This window comes from Peribacillus sp. P4_C12 (assembly GCF_056402095.1).
Genome location: NZ_JBFUIB010000514.1, coordinates 1 through 2,525, shown reverse-complemented (window position 1 = coordinate 2,525; position 2,525 = coordinate 1). Strand labels below are relative to the sequence as shown.

The window sequence follows — 2,525 nt, the reverse complement described above, 5'->3', positions numbered from 1 at the left end:
TGTATCGAAGGTAGCCGTTTTTCCAAAGGAAAAATATCTTTCTGTTATGGATCATCTTGGGTCGGGGAAAGAATGGAATTTGGATCGGCGTTCAGGAGGGTTGTTCATCTTGCCTCCTATCCATCCAGATGAAACTGTGACAGGTGATATGAAACAGTTTTATGATCATCTCAGCTTTTTTGAGAGGGCTGATGCAGAAACAGTTATCATTTCTCCTGGAAGTCATGTATGCAAAATAGATTTTAATGAAGTACTTGCTTATCATAAAAAGCATAAAGCAGATATCACAGTCGTCTATAAAGATTATGTAGGGGAATTGATAGAAAAACCAATTTATCACACCTGCTCAGTTGATTCAGATGAAGATATCACGGACATTAGCTTTTATACGATACCTAGACCTGGAGACCATGTTTGTCTAGAAACCTTCATTATAAGTAAAACCCTTTTGGTGAAATTGATCAAAAGCTGTGTAGCTAGTGGGGAAAATGACTTCTTGAAAGATGCTGTAAAAGCTAACCTTCATCGTTTTAATGTTAAAGGTTACAATTTCACCGGAGATATGCCATTTATCCACTCGATTGAAAGTTTTCATTCAAGCAATATGAATTTTTTGAATCCTTCAGTTATCCGCTCTTTCTTCGGTGATACATGGGATGTTTATACAAAAATTAAACATGAAGCACCTACCAAATATTCAGGATCCTCTAAGGTTACTAATTCTTTAATAGCCAACGGTTGTGTTATTGAGGGGACTGTCGAAAACAGTATACTTTTTCGTGGGGTAAAGGTAAAAAAAGGTGCTATCATAAGGAATAGTATCATCATGCAAAAAGGTGAGATAGAAGAAGGTGCAATCGTAGAAAATATTATTTCTGACAAAGAAGTAAAAATTACTAGTGAGAAAACAGTTATTGGTATAAAACAACCGACTGTAATAAAAAAAGCAGAAATTATTTAATAGAGGAGGTGCGGCAATGAATGTTTTATTTGCTGCTTCAGAATGCGCCCCTTTTATAAAAACGGGAGGGCTAGGAGACGTAATAGGTGCGCTCCCGAAAGCGCTAAAAAAACAGGGAGTCCATGTAAGTGTTATTCTTCCAAAATTTGAGGATCTTCCTTTCCAATTTAAACAGGATATGAGACATATTACGAGTATCGAAGTTCCTGTTGGATGGCGTCAGCAATTTTGCGGAATTGAAAAGCTTGTTGCAAATGGAATTACATATTATTTTCTTGATAATGAATATTATTTCAAAAGACATGGAAGTTATGGGTTTTTCGATGATGGTGAGAGATTTGCCTTTTTCTCCCGTGCCATTTTAGAAGCTCTACCTTATTTAGAAGAAAAGCCGGACATCATTCACTGTCATGATTGGCAAACAGGCCTGGTCAGTGTCCTGAAGAAAGCTCATTATCACAATCATCCTTTCTACCAAGATATTAAAACAGTATTTACGATACATAATTTACGCTACCAAGGAGTTTATTCAAAAACTGTTCTAGCAGAATTATTGGATTTGAGTGAATTGTATTTTAATATCGACGGACTAGAATTCCATGGAAATGTCAGTTATCTGAAAGCAGGTATTGCTTTCTCAAACATTGTCACAACTGTAAGCCCAAGTTATGCAGAAGAAATTCAGACTGCATATTATGGTGAGAATTTGAATGGTTTCTTAAGTAAACGAAGTGGCGATCTTAGAGGAATTATTAATGGGATTGATTATGAAGAATATAATCCTGTCACAGATGAATTCCTTTCGATTCCCTTTAACACCTATGATGGAAAGATGGAAAATAAACGTCAGTTACAGGAATCATTGAATCTCCCAGTCAATGATGGCATCCCTGTTATATCAATGGTAACCAGGCTGGTTGATCAAAAAGGAATTGACCTTATTCTTCATGTTTTTCATGAAATGATAAACCAAGGAATTCAATTCATTCTACTAGGTACCGGTGATGAACAATATGAATCGGTCTTCCGTAATCTGGCTGATCAATATCCAAATCAAGTTTCGGTGAATACATACTTTGATGAAGGATTGGCAAGACGGATTTATGCTGGATCTGATTTATTTTTAATGCCTTCTCAATTCGAACCATGTGGAATAGGGCAACTCTTGGCGATGAGGTATGGTACATTACCGATAGTAAGGGAGACCGGTGGGCTTCGGGATACGGTGATTCCATACAATCAATTTACTGACGAGGGAAATGGTTTTAGTTTTACGAATTATAATGCACACGATATGCTTCATACAATTGAGCAATCAGTAGGAATGTATAAATTCCAGCCGAAAAGGTGGAAGAAGTTGGTTGAAAATACAATGAAACTAGATTTTAGTTGGGCTTCGTCATCCGTAAAATACCTTGACCTGTATGAAAGCTTAATTCCTGTAAAAATCAGATAAAGAAAAAGATAAAACACTTACGAAATTTGTCTTCGTAAGTGTTTTTGTTTCTTTTGCAATGAGATATGGGTATATGACAGATATATATAATATTGCAGTGTAGGAGAA

2 protein-coding genes are annotated in these 2,525 nt (G+C 36.1%); both read left to right on the top strand.

The features are described from left to right. A partial coding sequence (gene glgD / locus AC1DUW_RS25770) for a glucose-1-phosphate adenylyltransferase subunit GlgD (RefSeq protein WP_477643815.1) occupies window positions 1-961 on the top strand: 961 nt, incomplete at its 5' end. Window positions 962-977: 16 nt separating this feature from the next. Then, window positions 978-2,417 (top strand): glycogen synthase GlgA, encoded by a 1,440-nt coding sequence (glgA, locus tag AC1DUW_RS25765; protein WP_402878766.1) that lies wholly within the window; start codon window positions 978-980, stop codon window positions 2,415-2,417. Window positions 2,418-2,525 lie beyond the last annotated feature (108 nt).